Source organism: Massilia sp. MS-15 (genome assembly GCF_020176695.1).
Classification (GTDB): Bacteria; Pseudomonadota; Gammaproteobacteria; order Burkholderiales; family Burkholderiaceae_D; genus Telluria; species Telluria hydrophila.
Genome location: NZ_JAIWIA010000024.1, coordinates 89,783 through 103,479, shown reverse-complemented (window position 1 = coordinate 103,479; position 13,697 = coordinate 89,783). Strand labels below are relative to the sequence as shown.

Sequence of the window (13,697 nt, the reverse complement as noted above, 5' to 3'; positions counted from 1 at the left end):
TGGGCGCGTCAGCCTGCGGCGATCGCCAGTGGAGCGGCACGCCCGGCGCCGGTCACCGGGTCATGCGCGGCATCGAGCCGGAACACGCTGACCACCTGCGCCAGCCGCTCGGCCTCGTCTTCCAGCGCCGCCGCGGCCGCCGTTGCCTGCTGCACCATGGCCGCGTTCTGGCGCGTCGCCTCGTCCATCTGGCCGATCGCGGCATGCACCTGGCCGATGCCGGCGCTCTGCTCGGCGCTGGCGCGCGTGATCTCGGCCATGATATCGGTGACGCGGCGCACCGAGGCGACGATGTCGTTCATGGTGCTGCCGGCTTCGTCGACCAGGCGCGCGCCCGCGTCGACCCGCTCGACCGAGCTGCCGATCAGGCCCTTGATCTCCCTGGCCGCCGCGGCCGAGCGCTGGGCCAGGCTGCGCACCTCGGTCGCCACCACCGCGAAGCCGCGTCCCTGCTCTCCGGCGCGCGCCGCTTCCACGGCCGCGTTCAGGGCCAGGATATTGGTCTGGAACGCGATGCCGTCGATGACGCCGATGATGTCGACGATCTGCTTCGAGGAGTCGTTGATCGAGGCCATGGTCTGCACCACCTGGGACACGACGGCGCCGCCGCGCAGCGCGACTTCGGAAGCCGATTCCGCCAGCGCATTGGCCTGGCTGGCATTGTCGGCGTTCTGGCGCACGGTGGCGCTGAGCTGGGCCACCGACGCGGTGGTCGCTTCCAGCGTGTCCGCCTGGCGCACGGTACGCTGCGACAGGTCGCGGTTGCCGTCCGCGATCTCGGTCGAGACGCTGGCCATGTTCAGGGTGCCGTGGCGCACCTGGCCGACGATGGCGACCAGGCTGTCGCGCATGCCCTGCATGGCGTACAGCAGGCTCCGGCTGTCGCCCGCGGCGGTCTCGATCTTCACGCCGAGGTCGCCCGCGGCGATCGCCTTGACGATCGAGGCGGCATAGTCGGGCTGGCCGCCGAGCTGGCGCAGCAGGCCGCGCGTGATGATCCAGGCTCCTAGCGCGCCGGCCGCGATCGCGCCCAGGCACAGCAAGGTCATCCAGCCGAAGAAGCCCGAGGCCATGGTGCGCGCACCGGCCGCTTCGTCGTTGTTCATTTTCTCCTGCATGTCGATGAAGACGTTGATGCTGGCGAGCCAGTCGACGAAGGCCGGCGCCGCTTCCCGGGCCAGCAGGCTCCTGGCCTCCTCTGCCTGGCCGGCCGCCTGCAGCGCGATCACGCGCTCGATCAGGGGCTTGGTGCGGCGCTCCTGCGCCTTGATCACGGCCAGCGCGTCCTTTTCGGCAGCGGAACTGTCGGCCAGCTCGCTGAACAGCCGGTCCATCGGTCCGGCCGAGCGCGCATAGTTCTCGTCCAGGTCGGCGATCAGCCGCACCGGTACGGCGGCGGCAGCCGGATCGGTGGACAACACCACGTCACGCAGGGCGATGGCACGGTCGTGCACGCTGCCGCGGAAATTGATCGCGTAGCGCTGCTTGACGTTGTTGACGTCGTTGATGTGCTTCAGGATACGCTCGATGTCACCGACGCGACTGATGGCAAGGGCCGTGAGAGCGATCATCAGGAAGAACACGGCGCCATAGCCGATTGCCAGGCGTGCACCGATGGTGAGGGACTTCTTGTTCATGAGAGGCTCGATCCGCGTAGAAGGCTGCAAGGAAAGCAAGGAAAGCAAGGAAAGCAAGGAGTGTTTCCGAGGGGAAAGGAATATAGCACGCGCCTTTTTCAATCCACTCAGATTCGTCAATTGAATCGGGTATAAATGCGGGACAATTCCCGGGCAGTCCATGCCAGCGGCTTGATAGCCTGGAAAATTGACAAAAAAAACCCGCGTTGCCGCGGGTTCCTGCTGCTACATCGCCTTCTGCTCGGCCGGCTTGTCCTTGCCGGGCGCCCTGGCGGAGGTCTTTTCCGCCTTCGCGCCGGCCGGCCCGGCCGCCGCGCCCTCCATCGGCTTGCCGTTGACCACCAAGCCAGCCTCGGACAGCTTGAGCGCCTTCTTGTCGCCCACGCCCTTGACGCGCTGCCGGAAGTCGGCCCAGTCCTTGAACTCGCCCTTGGCGCGTTCGTCGAGGATGGACTTCGACATGCTCGGGCCCACGCCCTTGACGCTGTCCAGCGCGGCTGCGTCGGCCTTGTTGACGTCGACCTGGGCGAAGGCGAACCCGCTTGAGGCGAGCAGCGCGGCAACAGCGAATACCAGTTTCTTCATCATGTTCTCGATCTCCGTAGGTTGTGGCGATGGGCGGCGGCGCCACCCATCCACGCCCTAACGGGGCTGTCCGGTCAGGGTTGACGGCCCCGGCCTGATCGCGCTCAAGCCGGGAACAGCTCGTCGCGGGTTACGGTGGCCGTACCCAGCTTGCCGACCACGATACCGCCAGCACGGTTGGCTGTGGCCAGCGCCTCGGCCAGCGACGCGCCCGCGCCCAGCATCGCGGCCAGGGTGGCGATGACGGTGTCGCCGGCGCCGGAGACGTCGAATACTTCGCGCGCGTCGGCATGCACGTGCAGCACTTCGTCGGCGCTGTACAGGCTCATGCCCTCTTCCGACCGGGTCAGGAGCAGGGCGTCCAGGCCCAGCTCGGCGCGCAGGCGCTGCGCCTTTTCGGTCAATTGTTCCTCGGTCTTCCAGGCGCCGACCACGCGCTGCAATTCCGAGCGGTTCGGGGTCAGGATGCTGGCACCGCGGTAGGGAGAGAAGTCATCGCCCTTGGGATCGACCAGCACGGTCTTGCCAGCCGCGCGCGCCTCCTTCACCATCTCGGCCACGTTGGCCAGGGCGCCCTTGTTGTAGTCGGACAGGATCACCACGTCGTAGCTGGGCAGCAGGGTGCGGAACTGGTCGAGCTTCTCGACCAGCACGGTCTCGGTGGGCGCATCCTCGAAGTCGATGCGCACCATCTGCTGCTGGCGTCCGATGACGCGCAGCTTGATGATGGTCGAGATCGCCTCGTCGCGCTTGAGGTAGCTGTGGATGCCGCTGTCGGCCAGCAGCTTCTCGACTTCGTCGCCCGCCTCGTCCTGTCCGCTCACGCCCAGCAGGCCGGTATGGGCGCCCAGCGCCGCGGCATTGCGCGCCACGTTGGCGGCGCCGCCCAGGCGCTCTTCGCGGCGCTCGATGCGCACCACCGGCACCGGCGCTTCCGGCGAGATGCGCGAGACCTCGCCGAACCAGTAACGGTCGAGCATGACGTCGCCCACCACGAGCAGGCGCACGCTGGAAAGTTCGGGGGCCGCCTGCCGGCGGAAGCTGTCTGCCGCCAGCAGGCGGCTCGGGATCGGGTTCGTCATAAACTTTGCTGCGTCAGTTCATCACATTGAGTTCTTCGGTGCGGCGCGGCGGGTAGGTCTCCCAGCGGCTGCAGCCCGGGCACTGCCAGTAGAACTGGCGCGCCTTGAAGCCGCAGTGGCTGCACTGGTAGCGCGCCAGCTTCTGGGTATAACGCTGCACCAGGTTCTTCACCATCGACAGCTCTTCCCAGACTTCGGTACGGGCGTCCATCAGGTGCGCTTCGAGCAATTTATCCAGGCCAAGCAGGGTCGGATTGCGGCGCAGTTCCTCGACCACCAGCTGCTTCGCCGCGTCCACGCCGTCGAGTTCGATCACGGCCTTGAACACCACTTCGATCAGGTCGATCGACGAGGCTTCAAGCAGGTAGGAGCGCAACAGGTTCACGCCTTCCTGCGGCCTGCCCACCTTGCGGTAGCCGTCCATCAGGCGCCCCGCCACCAGGGCCACGTGCGGCACGCTCTGGTGCTCGACGCGGCGCCAGGTCGCCAGCGCGGCCTCGGTATCGCCCTGGGCCAGCTGGGCGTCGCCGATCAGGATGGTGGCGCGCACGCTGGAGCGGTCGGCCAGCAGGGCCTTGTCCAGCAGGACCATGGCATCGCTCGGCTGCAGGTGCACCAGGGCATCCTGGGCCAGCTCGCAATAGAACTGGGCGATTTCCTTCTGGCGCGCGCCGGCGCCGGATTCCTGCAGGCCACTAGCGACATCGATCGCGCGGCGCCACTCCTTTTCGCGCTGGTAGATTTCCAGCAGCGCGCGCCGCGCCTGCACCTCGAACGGGGTGCCGACCAGCAGGTTGAAGGTTTCCTCGGCGCGGTCGAGCAGGCCGGCCTTCAGGTAGTCCATGCCCAGTTCGTACTCGGCATGGGCCTTCTGCTCGCCCGGCAGGTCGGGGCGCGCCAGCAGGTTCTGGTGGACGCGGATGGCGCGTTCGATCTCGCCGCGGCGGCGGAACAGGTTGCCGAGTGCGAAGTGCATGTCGGCCGATTCCGGATCGAGCTTGACGATCTCGATGAAGGAATCGATGGCCTTGTCCGGCTGGTCGTTGAGCAGGTGGTTCAGGCCCTTGAAGTAGCCGCGCGGCAGGCTGCGCGATTCGGAGACGACGGCGTTGATGTCGACGCGGGCGGCGATCCAGCCCAGGCCGAAGATGACGGGGATGCCAAGCAGCATCCAGAGTTCGAATTCCATGTGTTCTTGTTCTGAGTTGGCGCGGACGCGCTAGCGCGCCGGGTTCACGGCATCCGGCTGCGGCTGCACGGTGCCGGTGCCGGCGGCGCTCTGCAGGGCCTGGATGGTGTTCTTGTGCTGCGAGCTCTGGCGGCGCTGGCGGAACACGGTCGGCGTCAGGGCCAGGATGCCCAGCGCCGCGCCGGCCACGAAGAAGGCCAGCAGCATCAGCACGAGCGGGCCGCGCAGCTCGTAGTTGAGGAAGAAATGCAGGTCGACTTCCTGGGTGTTCTTCAGGGCGAAACCGAAGAACAGGACAAACAGGATGATGCCAGCAATGGTGGAAACAAATTTCATCAGCAGTGCCCGCTGTAAGGATAGGCAAATGGGTGCGCAAAGGCGCAGTGTCGCATATCCGCCATGATATTTCAAAAGCCAGCAATAAAAAACGGCGTCCCGAAGGACGCCGTTCTAGCCTGGAGACTGGCAGACGATTCAGTCTTCGATGATCGGTTGCCCGACCATCGCGTCCACGCGCTCGCGTAACTGCTTGCCCGGCTTGAAGTGCGGCACCCGTTTTTCGGGCACCATCACCTTGTCGCCGGACTTCGGGTTGCGGCCGATGCGTGGAGGCCGGCTGTTCAGCGCAAAGCTGCCGAAACCGCGGATCTCGATGCGCTGCCCGGTCGCCAGGGCGTTGGTCATCGCATCGAGAATGGTCTTGACGGCAAACTCGGCATCTTTCGCCACCAGCTGAGAATAGCGCTCAGCCAGGCGGTTGATCAGCTCGGACTTGGTCATCTGCTAGCTCCCAGAAAGGAATGTACCTTTGCTTAGTTCTTGTTATCGAACTTGGCCTTCAGCAGTGCGCCCAGGCTGGTGGTGCCCGAAGCCGCGCTGTTGTCGTTGGCCAGCTTGCTCATCGCTTCCTGGGTGTCGACATTGTCTTTCGCCTTGATCGACAGCTGGATGCTGCGAGCCTTGCGATCGATGTTGATGACCAGGGCTTCGACCTTGTCGCCCACTTTCAGGTGGGTGCCGGCGTCTTCCACGCGATCACGCGAGATTTCCGAAGCGCGCAGGTAGCCTTCGACTTCTTCGTTCAGCGCGATCACGGCGCCTTTCGGCTCAACCGATTTCACGGTGCCGGTGACCAGGGTGCCCTTGTCGTTCAGCGAAGCGAAGTTGTTGAACGGGTCGCCTTCCAGCTGCTTGACGCCCAGCGAGACACGCTCGCGCTCGACGTCGATTGCCAGCACCACGGCTTCCAGCTCGTCGCCCTTCTTGAACTTGCGCACGGCTTCTTCGCCGGCTTCGGTCCAGGACAGGTCCGACAGGTGCACCAGGCCGTCGATGTTGCCCGGCAGGCCGATGAACACGCCGAAGTCGGTGATCGACTTGATCGAACCCTTGACCTTGTCGCCCTTCTTGTGGGTCATGCCGAAGTCGTCCCAAGGATTGGCCTTGCACTGCTTCATGCCCAGCGAGATACGACGACGCTCTTCGTCGATTTCCAGGACCATGACTTCGACTTCGTCGCCCAGCTGCACGACTTTGTTCGGCGCCACGTTCTTGTTGGTCCAGTCCATTTCCGAGACGTGCACCAGGCCTTCGATGCCCTGCTCGACTTCCACGAACGCGCCGTAGTCGGTCAGGTTGGTGACCTTGCCGAACAGACGGGTGCCCTGCGGGTAGCGACGCGACAGACCGGTCCACGGATCGTCGCCCAGCTGCTTGACGCCCAGCGAGACGCGGTTCTTTTCCTGATCGTACTTGAGGACCTTGGCGGTGATTTCCTGGCCAACCGACAGGACTTCCGACGGGTGACGCACGCGACGCCATGCCAGGTCGGTAATGTGCAGCAGGCCGTCGATGCCGCCCAGGTCGACGAACGCACCGTAGTCGGTGATGTTCTTGACGACGCCGGTGACCACGGTGCCTTCCTTCAGGGTTTCCATCAGCTTGGCGCGCTCTTCGCCCATCGATGCTTCGATGACGGCGCGACGCGACAGGACGACGTTGTTACGCTTGCGGTCCAGCTTGATGACCTTGAATTCCAGGGTCTTGCCTTCGAACGGGGTGGTGTCCTTGACCGGACGGGTGTCGACCAGCGAACCCGGCAGGAATGCGCGGATGCCGTTGGTCAGGACGGTCAGGCCGCCCTTGACTTTGCCGTTGACGGTACCGGTGACGATCTCGCCCGATTCCATTGCTTTTTCCAGAGCCAGCCACGATGCCAGGCGCTTGGCCTTGTCGCGCGACAGGATGGTATCGCCGAAACCGTTTTCCAGCGATTCGATGGCCACGGAAACGAAGTCGCCCACTTGGACTTCCAGTTCGCCCTGGTCATTCTTGAATTCTTCGACCGGAATGAAGGCTTCCGACTTCAGGCCGGCGTTGACGATCACGAAGTTGTGATCCAGGCGCACGACTTCAGCCGAGATGACTTCGCCCGAACGCATGTCCTGACGCGACAGCGATTCTTCGAACAGGGCGGCGAAGCTTTCCATGCCGGTATCTTGATTGGTTGCAGTAGACATAAAGGTTATTACTCGAGTGAGCCCAGCAGGCCGGCGATGGTGCGGACTGAACTGGGGTTAGGTTGACACACGCCCGCGGCGGCGGAACTGCCGTCGCAGGCACCAGCATGGGCAAGGGCCAGGCCCCTGCCCCCGTGCAAGGGCGAACGATGCAACAGCCATCGTCGTTCCGGAAGTCGCAGCGCAGTCATCTGGCGATGACTCAAGCCGGCGATGATGCACAGCATCCGGATCCACCTGCACGGAAAGTCTTCCTTGCCCAAAGGCAGGGAAGACAATTCACAAAATTCGTCCAACAAGGCCTGACAAGTCAGGCTTGCGCATACCAGGCCAGGACCTGTTCGACCGCGTCAAGCGCCGTCATGTTCGAGGTATCGAGCAAATGCGCATCCGCTGCCGGGACCAGGGGCGCGATGGCGCGCTTGGTGTCGCGCTCGTCACGTTCCTTCAAATCGGCCAGCAGACCTTCCATATTAGCAGAAAACCCTTTGTCAATCAATTGCTTATAGCGGCGTTGCGCCCGCGCCTCGACGCTTGCGGTGAGGAACACTTTTAGCTTTGCACCGGGAAAGATCACCGTGCCCATGTCGCGCCCGTCGGCCACCAGGCCGGGGGTCTCGCGAAAGCCCAGCTGCAGGCCGTACAGGGCCTGGCGCACGGTCGGCAGCGCGGCGATCTTCGATGCCATGTTGCCCACCTCTTCGGCGCGGATGGCCTCGGTGACGTTCTCGTTGTTCAGGAAGATGTCGCCGCCGACGAAGCGCGCCGGCAGGTGCTCGGCCAGCTTGGCGATGCCATGCTCGTCGCGCAGCTCGACGCCGCGGCGCAGGACCTGCAGCGCGCTCAAGCGGTACAGCGCGCCCGAATCGAGCAGGTGGAAGCCCAGGCGCTCGGCCACGCGGGCGGCGACCGTGCCCTTGCCGGAAGCGGTGGGGCCGTCGATGGCAATGACGGGGATAGGATTGTTCGGCATGGTGGTCAAAACAGTTCGTTGCGGGCGATGCCGGCGAAGGCCTCGAAGTAGTCGGGGAAGGTCTTGGCGACGCATTTCGGATCCAGGATCCGCATCGCATTGCCGCGCCGCGCCTGGCCGTCGAGCGAGGCGAGCGAAAAGCACATCGCCATGCGGTGGTCGTCGTAGGTCGCGATGGTAGCCGGTTTCAGCTGTTCCGGCGGCGTGATGCGCAGGTAGTCGGCGCCCTCCTCCACCTCGGCGCCCAGCTTGCGCAGCTCCGCCGCCATGGCGGCCAGGCGGTCGGTCTCCTTCACCCGCCAGCTGGCGATGTTGCGCAGCGTGCTCGGGCCGTCCGCGTACAGGGCCGCCACCGCGATCGTCATCGCCGCGTCCGGAATGTGGTTGAAGTCGGCGTCGATCGCCTTCAGCACGCCGTTCGAGCGCGCCTCGATCCAGTTCTCGCCGCGGGTAACGATGGCACCCATGCGTTCCAGCGCGTCGGCGAAGCGCACGTCGCCCTGAATGCTGTGCAGGCCCACCCCCTCCACCCGCACCGGCCCGCCGGCGATCGCGCCGGCCGCCAGGAAGTAGGAGGCCGAGGAGGCGTCTCCCTCCACATGGATGCTGCCCGGCGAGGCATAGCGCTGGCCCGGGTGCACGGTGAACGAGGCCCAGCCGTTCTGCTCGACCTCGACGCCGAAGCGGCGCATCAGGTTCAGGGTGATCTCGATGTAGGGCTTGGAGATCAGTTCGCCGACCACGTCGATCGACACCGGGTGGCTGCCGGTCATCAGCGGCGCCGCCATCAGCAGCGCGGTCAGGAACTGGCTAGAAACGTTGCCGCGCACGGCGATGCGCTCGGCGTGGATGTGGCCGCGGCGGATGCGCAGGGGCGGATAGCCAGGTTCACCCGTGTATTCGATCTGGGCGCCGGCGGCGTTCAGCGCATCGACCAGGTCGCCGATCGGGCGCTCGTGCATGCGCGATACGCCATGCAGCGTGTAGTCGCCACCGATCACGGCCAGCGCCGCCGTGAGCGGGCGGATCGCGGTGCCCGCATTGCCCATGAACAGGTCGGCTTCGCGCTTCGGCAGCAGGCCGCCGCCGCCATGCACCACAATGGTGCGCTCATCGATCTCGTCCCAGCGGATGCCGAGCGCGCGCAGCGCGCCCAGCATCACCATGGTGTCGTCCGAGGCCAGCAGGTCGTGGATGGTGGTGCTGCCCTCGGCCAGCGCCGCCAGCAGCAGGGTGCGGTTCGAGATGCTTTTCGATCCCGGCAGGCGCACCGTGCCTTCGGCGTGGAGCACCGGCTCGAGGTCGATGTGCTGGGGGTAGTGTTTAGGGTGAGGTAACTGAGGCGTCATTCTGTATCCCGGTGTGGCGGCAAGGGCGGCGAGCCGGCCTCGATCGCGTCGAGCCAGGCCTGCCGCGCGCGCTGGGCGCTGGCGAACACGGTCTCGAGGGCGCGGCCGTCGGCGGCGGCGAGCATCGCCCGCAATGAATGCAATTGTGCCAGATATGCATCGAGCTCGGCGAGCAGGGCATCGCGGTTGGCCAGGCTGATGTCGCGCCACATCTCTGGCGAGGAGCCGGCGATGCGCGTGAAATCACGAAAGCCGCTGGCGGCGTACTGGAACAGCATGCCGGCATGGGGCCTGGCCGCGATGTCGTCCACCAGCGCGTAGGCCAGCAGGTGCGGCAGGTGGCTGACGGCGGCGAACACGCGGTCGTGGTCCGCGGCGCTCAGGGTGTGGACCAGCGCGCCGCAGGCGCGCCAGGCGCCAGCCACGCGCTCGACGGCCGCCGGATCGTTTTCCGGCAGCGGCGTGAGCACCGCCTTCTTGCCCCCGTACAGGCCGGCCCAGGCGGCATCCGGCCCGTTCGCTTCGCTGCCGGCGATCGGGTGGCCCGGCACGAACTGGCCGATGCGCTCGCCCAGCGCGGCGCGCGCCGCGGCCACCACGTCGCACTTGGTGCTGCCGGCGTCGGTCACGACCGTGTGCGGCTCGAGGTGCGGCAGCAGCGAAGCAAGCAGCGCCCCGGTCTGCCCGACCGGCGCCGCCAGCAGCACCAGGTCGGCGCCGCGCAGCGCCTGCTCTGGCGAGGCACAGGCTTCATCGGCGATGCCGCGTTCCAGCGCGCGTGCCAGCGCCTGCGGCGAACGCTCGAGCGCCGCCACCCGGCCCACCTGGCCGGCCGCCTTCAGGGCCAGCGCGAAGGAGCCGCCAATCAGGCCGGTGCCGACGATGACGAGACGGCCGATCATTCAGGCCAAAACCGTCTTCAGCGCGGCGATGAAGGCGGCGTTCTCCTGCGGCAGGCCGATCGAAATGCGCAGCCACTGCGGCAGGCCGTAGTTGCCCACCGGGCGCACGATCACGCCCTGCTTCAGCAACGCCAGGTTGACGCGCGCGCCGGCGCCTTCGTCCTCGCCCACCTTGACCAGCACGAAGTTGCCGAAGGACGGCACGTACTCCAGGCCGAGTTCGTCGAAGGCGGCGGTCAGCTGGCGGTAGCCTTCGGCATTGTTCTGCGCGCCCTTGGCCAGGAATGCCTTGTCGTTCAGCGCGGCGATCGCGGCGGCCTGGGCGAGCGAGTTGACGTTGAAAGGCTGGCGGATGCGGTTCATCAGGTCCGTCACCAAAGGCTGGGCGATGGCGAAGCCGACCCGCAGGCCGGCCAGGCCGTAGGCCTTGGAGAAGGTGCGCGAGACGACGAGGTTCGGGTACTTGCGCACCCACCCGCTCGACTCGAACTGGTATTCGGGCGCCAGGTACTCGTTGTAGGCCTCGTCCAGCACCACCACCACGTTGGCCGGCACCTTCTGCAGGAAGGCTTCGATCTCGGCTGCCGGGATGAAGGTGCCGGTCGGGTTGTTCGGGTTGGCGATGAAGACCAGGCGGGTGTCGGCATCGATGGCGGCCGCCATCGCGTCCAGGTCGTGGCCGTAGTCCCTGGCCGGGACCACGATGGCGCGTGCGCCCACGCCCTGGGTGGCGAGCGCATACACGGCGAACGAGTACTGCGAATACACCACCGCCTCGCCCTTCTGCACGAAGGCGTGGGCGGCGATTTCCAGGATGTCGTTGCTGCCGTTGCCGAGGGTGATCCAGTCGGCCGGCACGTCGTAGCGGCTGGACAGCGCGGCCTTCAGCGCGAAGCCGTTGGCGTCCGGGTAGCGGCCGAGGTCGGCGGCGGCGGCGGCCATCGCGGCGCGGCTCGATTCCGGCACGCCGAAGGGATTCTCATTGGAAGCCAGCTTGACGATCCTGGCCTCGTCGAGGCCGAACTCGCGGGCGACTTCAGCGATGGGTTTGCCGGCCTGGTAGGGAGCGATGGCGCGGACGTAATCTGGACCGAATTTCGACATGGTTGTACTCAGTGAATAATAAAAAATTAAAGACTTTGCGGATAGGAACCCAGCACCTTGAAGAAGGCGGCGTTGTCCTTCAGTTCATCGAGAGCGCGGGCGACCGCGGCATCGCGCAGGTGGCCCTCGATGTCGACATAGAAGTAGTACTCCCAGGTGCCGACGCGCGCCGGACGCGACTCGAAGCGGGTCATCGACACGCCGTGCCTGGCCAGCGGCGCCAGCAGCTTGTAGACGGCACCCGCCTTGTTCGGCACCGCCAGCACGATCGAGGTGTGGTCGCGGCCGGACGGGCCGGCCTCCAGGCTGCCGATCACGGCGAAGCGGGTGCGGTTGTGCGGGTCGTCCTGGATGTGGGCCTGGACCACGCCCAGCTGGTATTGCTCGCCCGCCATCTCGCTGGCGATCGCCGCCACCGTGGCATCCTGGCTGGCCAGGACCGCCGCTTCCGCGTTCGAGGCCACGGCGCGCCGCTCGATGCCCGGGTGGTGCAGGTTGAGCCAGACCTGGCACTGGGCCAGGGCCTGCGAATGGGCGCAGACCACGGTGACGCCATCCATGCTGCCGGTCTTCGTCATCAGGCTGTGATGGACCGGGATCGAGATCTCGCCGCTGATCACGGTGGTGGTGGCCAGCATCAGGTCGAGCGTGCGGTTGATCGCGCCTTCGGAGGAATTCTCGACCGGCACCACGCCGAAGTCGGCGGTGCCGGCCTCGGTGGCGCGGAATACCTCGTCGATCGAAATGCAGGGCAGCGTCTCGATGGCGCTGCCGAACTGCTGGTACACGGCCTGCTCGCTGAAAGTGCCGGAAGGGCCGAGGTAGGCCACCGTGACGCGCTTTTCGAGGGCGCGGCAGGAAGACATGATCTCGCGGAAGATGGTCTGCACGTCGCGACTGTTCAAGGGGCCGGGATTGCGCTCGGCCACGCCGCGCAGCACCTGGGCTTCGCGCTCGGGGCGGAACACGGGCGCGTTGGTCTCGGCCTTGACGTGGCCGACCTGCTGGGCGATCCGGCCGCGCCGGGCCAGGAGGTCCAGGATTTGCGCGTCGATCGCATCGATCTGTTCGCGCAGGGGGAGGAGTTTGTCTGTCATCGTTGGGTCGCTATCCATTTTCGCGGGCTGCTCGTGCGTGATTTGGACGCGTGGGCAGGAAACCTGCCCACCCTACGTTACCGTGGTTTTCGTAGGGTGGGCGGGTCCCCCGCCCACGCGTTCAACCAGCCGGTGCATAACCGCGCCAACCGGTTCAACACATGATCAACGTCCTGCGAATTCATTCAAATAATCGACGAGGGCCTGCACACCCTCGAGCGGCATCGCGTTGTAGATCGATGCCCGCATGCCGCCGACGGACTTGTGGCCCTTCAGTTGCAGCAGCCCGCGCGCCTTCGCGCCGGCCAGGAATTTGTCGTTCAGGGATTCGTCGCGCAGGAAGAACGGTACGTTCATGCGCGAGCGGTAGGCGGGCGCGACGCGGTTCTGGTAGAAGTCGTCGGCGTCCAGCGCGGCGTACAGCAGGCGCGCTTTTTCAATATTGATCTTTTCCATCGCCGCCACCCCGCCCAGTTTCTTGAGGTGGGCGAACACCAGGCCGGCGATATAGATCGCGTAGGTCGGCGGCGTGTTGAACATGGACTCGTTCGCGGCCACCGTCTTGAAGTGGAAGGCCGAGGGGCAGATCGGCAGCGCGTCGTCCAGCAGGTCGTCGCGCACGATCACCAGGGTCAGGCCGGCCGGGCCGATGTTCTTCTGCGCGCCGGCGAAGATCAGGCCATACTTCGACACGTCGATGCTGCGCGACAGGATGTGCGAGGACATGTCGGCCACGATCGGCACCTTCGGCAGCGACTCGGGCACGAAGTCGTACTCGACCCCGTCGATGGTCTCGTTGGTGCAGATGTGCAGGTAGGCCGCGTGGCCGGTGAGGTTCCAGGTTTCCCGGGGTGGCACGCGGGTGAAGCCGTCCGCCTCGCTGCTGGCCGCGACGTTGACGTTGGCGTAGCGCCGCGCCTCCTGAATCGACTTGCCCGACCACGAGCCGGTATGGATGAAATCGATCGTCGCCGGCTGCGGACAGCAGCCCACCAGGTTCATCGGGATGATCGCGTTCTGCGCCAGGCCACCGCCCTGCATGAACAGGATCCTGTAGTTCGGCGGCACTGCCAGCAGTTCGCGCAGGTCGCTTTCGGCCTGGCGGTAGATCGAGATGAATTCCGGACCGCGGTGGCTCATCTCCATCACCGACATGCCGCTGCCGTGCCAGTCCAGCATCTCGCTGGCCGCCTGCTGCAGCACTTCCTTCGGGAGCACGGCCGGGCCGGCCGAGAAGTTGAATACCTGGTTCGTCATGCG

13 protein-coding genes are annotated in these 13,697 nt (G+C 66.0%); all 13 read right to left on the bottom strand.

Annotated features, from left to right (window positions below; all coding sequences use genetic code 11):
- Nucleotides 1–8 precede the first annotated feature (8 nt).
- On the bottom strand, nucleotides 9–1,637 hold the full coding sequence (locus LCI23_RS10565) for a methyl-accepting chemotaxis protein (RefSeq protein ID WP_224946417.1): 1,629 nt from the start codon (nucleotides 1,635–1,637) through the stop codon (nucleotides 9–11).
- Between the two features lie 225 nt (nucleotides 1,638–1,862).
- Nucleotides 1,863–2,225 (bottom strand): helix-hairpin-helix domain-containing protein, encoded by a 363-nt coding sequence (locus tag LCI23_RS10560; RefSeq protein ID WP_224946416.1) that lies wholly within the window; start codon nucleotides 2,223–2,225, stop codon nucleotides 1,863–1,865.
- 101 nt (nucleotides 2,226–2,326) lie between these two features.
- Nucleotides 2,327–3,304 carry a D-glycero-beta-D-manno-heptose-7-phosphate kinase gene (rfaE1, locus tag LCI23_RS10555; RefSeq protein ID WP_224946415.1) on the bottom strand — a complete coding sequence of 326 codons (978 nt, stop codon included), beginning with the start codon at nucleotides 3,302–3,304 and terminating at the stop codon, nucleotides 2,327–2,329.
- 13 nt (nucleotides 3,305–3,317) lie between these two features.
- Nucleotides 3,318–4,493, bottom strand: a complete 1,176-nt coding sequence (gene lapB, locus LCI23_RS10550; protein ID WP_224946414.1) for a lipopolysaccharide assembly protein LapB — start codon at nucleotides 4,491–4,493, stop codon at nucleotides 3,318–3,320.
- Nucleotides 4,494–4,523: 30 nt separating this feature from the next.
- Complete coding sequence (locus LCI23_RS10545; RefSeq protein ID WP_224946413.1) at nucleotides 4,524–4,829, bottom strand: lipopolysaccharide assembly LapA domain-containing protein; 306 nt, start codon at nucleotides 4,827–4,829, stop codon at nucleotides 4,524–4,526.
- A gap of 138 nt (nucleotides 4,830–4,967) precedes the next feature.
- Nucleotides 4,968–5,273: an integration host factor subunit beta gene (locus LCI23_RS10540; RefSeq protein WP_027864826.1), complete on the bottom strand. Its 306-nt coding sequence runs from the start codon at nucleotides 5,271–5,273 to the stop codon at nucleotides 4,968–4,970.
- Between the two features lie 32 nt (nucleotides 5,274–5,305).
- Nucleotides 5,306–7,012, bottom strand: coding sequence for a 30S ribosomal protein S1 (gene rpsA / locus LCI23_RS10535; RefSeq protein WP_224946412.1), 1,707 nt, complete (start codon nucleotides 7,010–7,012; stop codon nucleotides 5,306–5,308).
- A 310-nt stretch (nucleotides 7,013–7,322) separates the two neighbouring features.
- Entirely contained in the window at nucleotides 7,323–7,985 is a 663-nt protein-coding gene (gene cmk, locus LCI23_RS10530; protein WP_224946411.1) for a (d)CMP kinase, read from the bottom strand.
- A 5-nt stretch (nucleotides 7,986–7,990) separates the two neighbouring features.
- Nucleotides 7,991–9,334 (bottom strand): 3-phosphoshikimate 1-carboxyvinyltransferase, encoded by a 1,344-nt coding sequence (gene aroA, locus LCI23_RS10525; RefSeq protein WP_224946410.1) that lies wholly within the window; start codon nucleotides 9,332–9,334, stop codon nucleotides 7,991–7,993.
- Nucleotides 9,331–10,236: a prephenate dehydrogenase/arogenate dehydrogenase family protein gene (locus LCI23_RS10520; RefSeq protein ID WP_224946409.1), complete on the bottom strand. Its 906-nt coding sequence runs from the start codon at nucleotides 10,234–10,236 to the stop codon at nucleotides 9,331–9,333. The genes aroA and LCI23_RS10520 overlap by 4 nt, the downstream gene beginning before the upstream one ends.
- Complete coding sequence (gene hisC, locus LCI23_RS10515; protein WP_224946408.1) at nucleotides 10,237–11,340, bottom strand: histidinol-phosphate transaminase; 1,104 nt, start codon at nucleotides 11,338–11,340, stop codon at nucleotides 10,237–10,239.
- A gap of 26 nt (nucleotides 11,341–11,366) precedes the next feature.
- Nucleotides 11,367–12,437: a prephenate dehydratase gene (gene pheA, locus LCI23_RS10510; protein ID WP_224946407.1), complete on the bottom strand. Its 1,071-nt coding sequence runs from the start codon at nucleotides 12,435–12,437 to the stop codon at nucleotides 11,367–11,369.
- 165 nt (nucleotides 12,438–12,602) lie between these two features.
- Nucleotides 12,603–13,694 (bottom strand): 3-phosphoserine/phosphohydroxythreonine transaminase, encoded by a 1,092-nt coding sequence (serC, locus tag LCI23_RS10505; protein WP_224946406.1) that lies wholly within the window; start codon nucleotides 13,692–13,694, stop codon nucleotides 12,603–12,605.
- Nucleotides 13,695–13,697 lie beyond the last annotated feature (3 nt).

Coding starts and splice junctions, on each gene's coding strand:
- LCI23_RS10565 (WP_224946417.1), bottom strand. CDS start 1,637: ATGAACAAGAAGTCCCTCACCATCGGTGCACGCCTGGCAATCGGCTAT.
- LCI23_RS10560 (WP_224946416.1), bottom strand. CDS start 2,225: ATGATGAAGAAACTGGTATTCGCTGTTGCCGCGCTGCTCGCCTCAAGC.
- rfaE1 (WP_224946415.1), bottom strand. CDS start 3,304: ATGACGAACCCGATCCCGAGCCGCCTGCTGGCGGCAGACAGCTTCCGC.
- lapB (WP_224946414.1), bottom strand. CDS start 4,493: ATGGAATTCGAACTCTGGATGCTGCTTGGCATCCCCGTCATCTTCGGC.
- LCI23_RS10545 (WP_224946413.1), bottom strand. CDS start 4,829: ATGAAATTTGTTTCCACCATTGCTGGCATCATCCTGTTTGTCCTGTTC.
- LCI23_RS10540 (WP_027864826.1), bottom strand. CDS start 5,273: ATGACCAAGTCCGAGCTGATCAACCGCCTGGCTGAGCGCTATTCTCAG.
- rpsA (WP_224946412.1), bottom strand. CDS start 7,012: ATGTCTACTGCAACCAATCAAGATACCGGCATGGAAAGCTTCGCCGCC.
- cmk (WP_224946411.1), bottom strand. CDS start 7,985: ATGCCGAACAATCCTATCCCCGTCATTGCCATCGACGGCCCCACCGCT.
- aroA (WP_224946410.1), bottom strand. CDS start 9,334: ATGACGCCTCAGTTACCTCACCCTAAACACTACCCCCAGCACATCGAC.
- LCI23_RS10520 (WP_224946409.1), bottom strand. CDS start 10,236: ATGATCGGCCGTCTCGTCATCGTCGGCACCGGCCTGATTGGCGGCTCC.
- hisC (WP_224946408.1), bottom strand. CDS start 11,340: ATGTCGAAATTCGGTCCAGATTACGTCCGCGCCATCGCTCCCTACCAG.
- pheA (WP_224946407.1), bottom strand. CDS start 12,437: ATGACAGACAAACTCCTCCCCCTGCGCGAACAGATCGATGCGATCGAC.
- serC (WP_224946406.1), bottom strand. CDS start 13,694: ATGACGAACCAGGTATTCAACTTCTCGGCCGGCCCGGCCGTGCTCCCG.